The organism is Prescottella equi, assembly GCF_020171745.1.
In the GTDB taxonomy this organism is placed as follows: domain Bacteria; phylum Actinomycetota; class Actinomycetes; order Mycobacteriales; family Mycobacteriaceae; genus Prescottella; species Prescottella equi_A.
The window spans coordinates 185,156-191,842 of sequence record NZ_JAIVAH010000027.1 but is presented as its reverse complement, the minus strand read 5'-3'; the positions used below and the strand labels follow the sequence as shown (position 1 = coordinate 191,842).

Below are 6,687 nucleotides of genomic sequence, written 5' to 3'. Positions count from 1 at the left end.
GCGAGCAGGCGGGCGACCGAACGCTCGATTCCCAGTTCGGCCGTCACCTTCTCGAGTCGTGCGGGATCGGCCGGCGTGGTCGGCAGGATGTCCGGCCGCGACAACTCGACGTCGGCGTCGGTGACGACGCGCACCACGGGCAGCGCGGCGTCGAGGTAGTCCGCGGCAGCGTCCAGCTTGGCGCGGACGCCCTTCGCGACGTCACCGTCGGGATCGGCCGCGGCGGCGAGCAGACCATCGAGGGAGCCGTGTTGCAGCAGCAGTGTGGACGCCGTTTTCTCGCCGACGCCCTTGACCCCGGGCAGCCCGTCGGACGAATCACCGCGCAGCAGGGCGAGTTCGGCGTACGCGGCGCCGGCACGGTCCGCCGGCACCCCGTACTTCACGGCGACTTCCTCGGGGCCGAACAGTTCGGCCTTCGCCAGGCCCCGGCCCACATACAGCACTCGGACGGCGACGGGATCGTCGGAGACCACCTGCAGCAGGTCGCGATCGCCACTGACCACGACTACGGTGTCCATCTTTTCCTGCGCGGCAAGGGTTCCCAGTACGTCGTCTGCCTCGAGCCCCGCGGCTCCGGCGGTCGCGATGCCCGCGGCGGCGAGGACCTCCATGATCATGTCGACCTGTGGGGTGAGGGTGTCCGGCACCTCCTCGGCGGAGCCGTCGGACTCCTCGGCCACCCGGTGGGCCTTGTACGACGGGACCGCGTCGACCCGGAACTGCGGTCGCCAGTCCAGATCCAGGCAGACGGCCAGCCGGGACGGCTGCGTCCGGGTGATCAGGGCGGCCACCATGTCGGTGAAGCCGCGAACGGCATTGACGGGACGACCGTCCGGCGCGGTCATCGACTCCGGCAGGGCGTAGAACGCCCGGAACCACAGACTCGCACCGTCCAACAGCAGCAAAGGCCCACTCATGCGCCTCATCCTGCCAAACGGCACTAGCCTGAATCCATGAGTTCCCACAGTGCCGGTTCCGCCGGTCCCGAGGCATCCCGCTTCCCGACGGCCGTGTACGCCGACCGTCTGGCCCGAGCCGCGCAGTTCGCGGAGCGCGCCGGGCTGGACGGCCTGCTGATCACGCCGGGTCCGGACCTGCGGTACCTGATCGGTTCCCGGGCGGATTCGTTCGAGCGGCTCACGTGCCTGGTGGTGCCGTCCGACGGCAACGCGCCGTCGGTGGTGCTGCCGCGGCTCGAGCTTGCGTCGCTGGGGGATTCGGCCGTCGGCGAACTCGACCTGCCGGTGCACGACTGGGTGGACGGCGTCGATCCCTACGAGTTGGTGTCGTCGCTGCTGCCCGAGACGCCGCGGGTCGCGGTCACCGACGCGATGCCGGCGCTGCACCTCGTGCCGCTGGCACGGCGCTTCGGCTCGGTCCCGGCGCTGGCGACGGGTGTGCTGCGCGAACTCCGGATGATCAAGGACGACGCCGAGATCGAGGCGCTGCGCCGCGCCGGTGCCGCGATCGACCGGGTCCACGCCCGCATGGGCGAGTGGCTGCGGCCCGGCCGCAGCGAGGCGGAGGTGGCGGCCGACATCACCGCCGCGATCCTGGCGGAGGGCCACACGGAGGCGGCGTTCGTGATCGTCGGGTCGGGCCCGCACGGAGCGGATCCGCATCATGAGGTCTCGGACCGGGTGATCGAATCCGGCGATGTCGTCGTGATCGACATCGGGGGGCCGGTCGACCCCGGCTACAACTCCGACTCGACCCGCACCTATGTCCTGGGTGAGCCCGATCCCGAGGTGGCCGAGCAGGTTGCGGTCCTGGAGGCGGCCCAGCGGGCCGCGGTCGAGGCGGTGCGTCCCGGTGTCACCGCGGAGGCGGTCGACGCCGCCGCCCGGGACGTCCTTGCCGACGCGGGTCTGGCCGAGGTCTTCGTGCATCGCACGGGACACGGCATCGGACTGTCGGTGCACGAGGAGCCCTACATCGTCGCCGGCAATACGGTGCTGCTCGAGCCCGGCATGGCGTTCAGCATCGAACCGGGCATCTACTTCCGGGGCCGCTGGGGCGCCCGCATCGAGGACATCGTCGTTGTCACCGCGGACGGCTGCGAGTCCGTGAACAAGCGGCCGCACGGCTTGACGGTGCTGCCCGGCTGAGTCCGGCTCCGGTCAGACGATGAAGTTCCCGATCGTCGGATTCGACTGACACAGCGGCAGGCTCCACAGGTCGATCGTGCCGAACACGGTGGCCCGGATGTTGCCGTGTCCGGTGTAGACGGTCTTCGAGTAGTACGGGTAGGTGCCCTCGAGAGCCGCCATGCCGCTCGCACCCGTGTCGAGGTTGACCCACGCGACGGTGACCTGACCGGCGGCAGGGATCGGGGGCGCCGCCGGGAACGACTCGAACCGGATCTCACCGGGTCCGATCGGCGGATTCTGCTCGGGCCCGGACTGTCCGGTGGCGCCGGTCAGCGACATCAGGCTGCCCTGGTTGGCGCACCCGATGGTCAAGGCGGGTGGGCCGAACGGATGCGGCGGCAGTGCTTGGGCTGTCGCAGGCACCGCGACGGCGGCCAGGGTGGCGCCCGCGACTGCCAATGATCGGAGGACCCGGCGATGCGCCGGTGATGATTTGCGTCGTGTTGTCCGTCGAGTTGTCATGGCCATCCCCGTTCGGGTGCGCTGGTGACGTTCTCTCACGGTACCGCCGACGGACTGTCCGCACCGGCACTCGGACGTCCGAATGCGGGTGCAAATCAGGCTATTTCACCGTTCGACCAGAATTGCCGAGCCCATCACGCGCTCGACCGAGATCTCGATGACCACGCGAGTCGGGTTCTCCCGGGGCGTCCGGTACCGCGCCGCATAGCGCTCGACGCCCTCGGCGACGGACACCGAATCCGACATCACACGCGCGGGACCCTCCAGCGTGAGCCAACGACCGCCGTCCACCTGGCTCACCGCGGCGTACCCGCCGCGGTCCGCGTTGCGGGCCTTCTGCGACGCGTCGTTGGTGATGATTCGGGCGATTCGGTTCTCCGGATCCCAGGTGAATCCCACCGCCACCACGTGCGGGGTGCCGTCCTTGCGCAACGTCGTCATGGTCGCGAGATGCCGCTCGGTGAGGAACGTGGCGGCCTCTGCGGTGAGGCGGGACGGATCGGCGGGGATTCGGGCCATGCCCCGACGGTACTCGAGCGCCGCTGATCCAGGACACTGGAGGTATGAGTGACACGGACTACGCGCCCGGCTCGGTGGTGCTGCTGGGCGGTCGCAGCGAGATCGGGTTGGAGATCGTGCATCGGCTGGCACCCGGACGGGTGGTCGTGCTGGCGGCGCGGCGCAGCGACGACCTCGACCAGGAGACGCGCGCGGTCCTCGACGCCGGCGCGACGGCGGTGCACTGCGTCGAGTTCGACGCGGACCGGGTCTCCGACCATCCGGCGGTGCTCTCGGCCATCGCCGAGCAGCACGGGCCCATCGGGGTCGCCGTGCTCGCGTTCGGCGTGCTGGGCGACCAGGCCCGCGCCGAGCAGGACGCAGGCCATGCGCTCGCCGTCGTACATACCGACTACGTCGCGCAGATCAGTGTGCTGACGCACCTGGCGAACCTGATGCGCGCGCACGGGTCGGGGCAGATCGTGGTGTTCTCGTCGATCGCGGGGGCTCGCACGCGGCGCGCGAACTACGTGTACGGCTCGGCGAAGGCCGGCCTCGACGGTTTCGCGAGCGGACTGTCGGACGCCCTGCACGGCAGCGGAGTGCGCTTGCTGCTGGTTCGGCCCGGTTTCGTCATCGGACGCATGACCGAGGGCATGAAGCCGGCCCCCTTCTCGAGCACCCCGCAGCAGGTGGCGGACGCCGTCGCACACGGGTTGCGCCAGGGTAAGGAACGGGTGTGGGTGCCCGGGCTGCTCCGTGCCGTGATCTTCGCGACTCGGCTGGTGCCGCAGTTCGTGTGGCGGCGGATGCCCCGGTGACTTCCTCAGTGATCGACCCGATCGTCGTCGTCGGTATCGGCGCCGATGGTTGGGACGGCCTCGCGCCGCGTGCGCAGGCCGCCATTCGTCGGGCCGAGGTGCTGATGGGTTCGACGCGGCAACTGGCGTTGATTCCCGAGTCGGCGGCGAAGCGGGTGCCCTGGCCGTCCCCGATGCTGCCGGCCCTGCCCGCACTGTTCGACGAGCACCGCGAGCGCCGGGTATGCGTGCTGGCCAGCGGCGATCCGATGTTCCACGGCATCGGCGTCACGCTCGGTCGAGTGCTCGGACCCGAACGCTTGCACGTCCTCGCGCATCCGTCCTCGGTGTCGCTCGCGTGTGCCCGGCTGGGGTGGCCGCTGCACGAGACGACGACCGTGAGCCTGGTGAACCGCGACGTTTCGACGCTGGCCGCGAGCCTCGTCGACGGACAGCGCCTGCTCGTGCTCGCCAACGACGAACACACCCCCGCTGCCGTCGCGCGGCTTCTGACCGCGCACGGCTTCGGCGACAGCACGCTGGTGGTGCTCGAGCAGTTGGGTGGCCCCGCCGAGCACGTCGTCGAGGGCCGGGCCGGCGGCTGGGATCGAGCCCCGGGCGATCCGCTCAACGTGATCGCGCTCGAGCTGCGGGCGTCGGATGCCGCGCTCCGGCTCACCCGGACGCCCGGGCTGCCCGATGCCGCCTACCGCGGCGACGGCCAGATGACCAAGCACGAGGTGCGTGCCCTGACCCTCTCGGCGTTGGCCCCCGCGCCGGGCGAGCTGTTGTGGGACGTCGGCGGCGGGTCCGGCACCATCGGTATCGAGTGGATGCGCACCGATCCGCGGTGCCGCGCGGTCGCATTCGAACGTGAGGACACCCGCGTCGGGCAGATCGTCGACAACGCGTCGCTGCTCGGTGTTCCCACGCTGCGTGTGCGCGGCTCGGCACCCACCGCTTTCGCCGACGAGACGTCCACGCCGGACGCGATCTTCGTCGGCGGCGGGGTGACGCAGGACGGCATGCTCGACGCCTGTTGGACGCGGCTGCGTCCGGGCGGCCGGATGGTCGTCAACGCGGTCACCGCGGAGTCCGAGTCGCTCGTGCTGCAGTGGCATGCGCGACTCGGCGGCGACCTGCGCAAGTTCCAGATCTACCGCGGCGAATCGCTCGGCGGATTCACGGCGTGGCGACCGCAGCTGCCGGTGGCGCAGTGGTCGGTCGTCAAGCCGCACAGCACCGAAAGGGAAGAGCAATGACAGTCCACTTCATCGGCGCCGGACCGGGCGCCGCGGACCTCATCACGCTGCGGGCCTCGCGCATCATCGCCCAGAGCCCGGCCTGCCTGTACGCGGGCAGCCTGGTCCCGGCCGAATTGCTGACGCTGTGCCCGGACAACGCGGAGGTAATCGACACCGCCCGGCTGAGCCTCGACGAGATCATCGAACAGATCATCGCTTTCGACGCGGCCGGCCTCGACGTCGCGCGCCTGCATTCGGGCGACCCGTCGATCTATTCAGCGGTGGCCGAGCAGGTTCGGCGCCTCGACGTCGCCGGTGTCGCATACGACATCGTGCCCGGCGTGCCTGCCTTCACCGCGGCCGCCGCCGCACTGGGTCGCGAACTGACGGTGCCGGGCGTGTCCCAGTCGATCGTGCTGACCCGCGTGTCGACGCTGTCGACGGCGATGCCGCCGGGGGAGGACCTGCGCTCGCTCGGACGGAGCGGCGCCACGATGGTGGTGCATCTCGGTGCGCACCGGATCGAGCAGATCGTCGAGGAACTGACCGAGAACTACGGATCCGACTGTCCCGCGGCCGTCGTCGCGTTCGCCAGCCGACCCGACGAGGTCGTTCTGCGCGGCACGCTCGCCACGCTGGTCGACCAGGTCCACGCGGCCGGGATCACGAAGACCGCGGTGGTGATCGTGGGCCGCGTGCTCGCCGCCGAGGGCTTTCCGGACAGCTACCTGTATTCGGCGACGCGGTCGCGCACCACCCATTGAGCGTGGCAGCGCGCAGGGTCCTCGTTCTCGGCGGCACCAGTGAGGCGCGCAGGCTCGCGACACGACTCGACGAGGATCCGTCGGTCGAGGTGATCTCGTCGCTGGCCGGCCGGGTCCGTGAACCGGTCCTTCCCGTCGGTGAGGTGCGGATCGGCGGCTTCGGCGGTGTCGACGGGCTCGCGCAGTGGTTGCGGGACAACGCCGTCGACGCGGTCGTCGATGCCACGCATCCGTTCGCCGCGAGGATCACGGCGAACGCCGCCGCGGCCACCACACGCGTTGGGCTCCCGCTGCTGGTGCTGCGCCGGCCCGAGTGGGTTCCCGGTCCGGGGGACCACTGGCACGTCGTTCCGGATCTGGCCGCGGCTGCCGATGCGGTGAACGGACTGGGGGAGCGGGTGTTCCTCACGATCGGGCGCCAGGGCGTCGACGCGTTCGCCGACGGTTCCGGGTGGTTCCTGATCCGCGCGATCGACCCACCCGAGGTGCGGATGCCGAGGCGGTCCGAACTCGTCCTCGCACGTGGACCTTTCACCGTTGCCGACGAGGTCGCGCTGCTGCGTGAGCGACGCATCGACGTCGTCGCGACGAAGAACAGTGGGGGAGCGCTCACGTCGGCCAAGCTCGAAGCGGCGCACGAGGTGGGGGTGCCCGTGGTGATGGTGGCCCGCACGCCGATTCCGGTGGGGGTCGCCTCCACCTCGGATCTCGACGTCGCGGCCGCCTGGGCAGTCGACGGGGAGCTGCCGCGCTCGAACTGAACTCA

The 6,687-nt window shown here is 70.7% G+C and carries 8 protein-coding genes; 5 read left to right on the top strand and 3 right to left on the bottom strand.

Translation table 11 applies throughout. The annotated features are described in order from the left end of the window. Nucleotides 1–920 (bottom strand): 5'-3' exonuclease (locus LCL87_RS22185; protein WP_225023602.1); only part of this gene is annotated, 920 nt, incomplete at its 3' end. Nucleotides 921–956: 36 nt separating this feature from the next. Between LCL87_RS22185 and LCL87_RS22180 the strand changes: the two genes are divergently transcribed. After that, a complete protein-coding gene (locus LCL87_RS22180; protein WP_225023601.1) occupies nucleotides 957–2,111 on the top strand; it encodes a M24 family metallopeptidase in 1,155 nt (384 codons plus the stop codon). Between the two features lie 12 nt (nucleotides 2,112–2,123). On the opposite strand, the gene LCL87_RS22175 is transcribed toward LCL87_RS22180, so the two are convergent. After that, nucleotides 2,124–2,552: a hypothetical protein gene (locus tag LCL87_RS22175; protein WP_225023600.1), complete on the bottom strand. Its 429-nt coding sequence runs from the start codon at nucleotides 2,550–2,552 to the stop codon at nucleotides 2,124–2,126. Between the two features lie 168 nt (nucleotides 2,553–2,720). Next, nucleotides 2,721–3,134, bottom strand: coding sequence for a PPOX class F420-dependent oxidoreductase (locus LCL87_RS22170; protein WP_225023599.1), 414 nt, complete (start codon nucleotides 3,132–3,134; stop codon nucleotides 2,721–2,723). 44 nt (nucleotides 3,135–3,178) lie between these two features. Here LCL87_RS22170 and dprE2 point away from each other — a divergent pair, with 44 nt between their 5' ends. From dprE2 to LCL87_RS22150, 4 genes are read left to right on the top strand one after another with little or no spacing between them, the layout of a single operon-like run. Beyond that, on the top strand, nucleotides 3,179–3,934 hold the full coding sequence (dprE2, locus tag LCL87_RS22165) for a decaprenylphospho-beta-D-erythro-pentofuranosid-2-ulose 2-reductase (protein WP_225023598.1): 756 nt from the start codon (nucleotides 3,179–3,181) through the stop codon (nucleotides 3,932–3,934). Further along, a complete protein-coding gene (cbiE, locus tag LCL87_RS22160; protein ID WP_510850838.1) occupies nucleotides 3,931–5,175 on the top strand; it encodes a precorrin-6y C5,15-methyltransferase (decarboxylating) subunit CbiE in 1,245 nt (414 codons plus the stop codon). The genes dprE2 and cbiE overlap by 4 nt, the downstream gene beginning before the upstream one ends. After that, entirely contained in the window at nucleotides 5,172–5,921 is a 750-nt protein-coding gene (cobM, locus tag LCL87_RS22155) for a precorrin-4 C(11)-methyltransferase (protein ID WP_225023597.1), read from the top strand. Before cbiE ends, cobM begins: the two co-directional genes overlap by 4 nt. A gap of 2 nt (nucleotides 5,922–5,923) precedes the next feature. After that, nucleotides 5,924–6,682 (top strand): cobalt-precorrin-6A reductase, encoded by a 759-nt coding sequence (locus tag LCL87_RS22150; protein ID WP_225023596.1) that lies wholly within the window; start codon nucleotides 5,924–5,926, stop codon nucleotides 6,680–6,682. The last annotated feature ends 5 nt before the right edge of the window (nucleotides 6,683–6,687 follow it).